Raw genomic sequence first — 753 nt, 5'->3', positions numbered from 1 at the left:
CTTTAATTTTTATCGCCGCGACTTACCTTGGTCGCCCCGCCTTCCGATTAACTGTAATTTGCGCGTTATCCGCTGTTTTTATTCCCGCCCTTCCTGTTTTTCCACCGGGAATTTTATTTACTTCCATTTACCGCAGACTTTCATGGGATTCAAGAAAACTAAGGGCTGATTATGACCTTGCCCGTTACGGATTTATTCCCGATCCTACAGCCAAACCTGCCAATTCTTTTGCGTTACGCGCATATATGCTTGAAATTCTGGCATGGGGGTTAATGCTTGCAGGCGTTTTTGTCAATATTGTTTTTATCTGCCTGCGATAAATACTTTTGCGCCCTCTGTTATTGTGGAAACTCGGTTCCATCGAATTTCCTGCGGAGCTTCGGGGAATCCGTCTCCGTCATGTACCAGCAAAAGGAAGCATTTGGTTTTGGCGATGGAAATAGGAATAGTCAAATCATCGCCCTTTACCCAAAGAGTATGCCCGTCCGTAATTGATTCAATCTCGCCGGAAAATCGAAAAATGCCGCCTTCGCCGTCCAATTTACGGTATCCGCTATAGTCCAAAATGGGAGATAAACGCAGAATATTAAATCGATTTCTGAATCTTTTCCATTTGTAGCGGTTTAAAAAGCCGCCTGTGATGGGAACAAGGGCGTACCAGAAAATAACAACTAAAAATATGACTAGAAAAATTGATAATCTCGTGGTATTATCCCTCCATGTCTAAAGAAAAAATAATAAAATTGACAGTTG

General features: G+C 42.2%; 1 protein-coding gene and 1 pseudogene. One reads left to right on the top strand and one right to left on the bottom strand.

Annotated features, from left to right (window positions below):
• A pseudogene (locus ACYVTD_RS14810) lies at positions 1-320 on the top strand (hypothetical protein); the annotation flags it as partial.
• On the opposite strand, the gene ACYVTD_RS14805 reads toward ACYVTD_RS14810, so the two are convergent.
• The gene (locus ACYVTD_RS14805) at positions 304-564 is read right to left on the bottom strand and encodes a hypothetical protein (protein ID WP_461248482.1); all 261 of its coding nucleotides are present in this window, start codon (positions 562-564) and stop codon (positions 304-306) included. The pseudogene ACYVTD_RS14810 and the gene ACYVTD_RS14805 overlap by 17 nt on opposite strands.
• Between the last annotated feature and the right edge of the window lie 189 nt (positions 565-753).

This window comes from Treponema sp. R6D11, from assembly GCF_054786075.1.
This window is presented reverse-complemented; position numbering and strand designations above follow the sequence as displayed.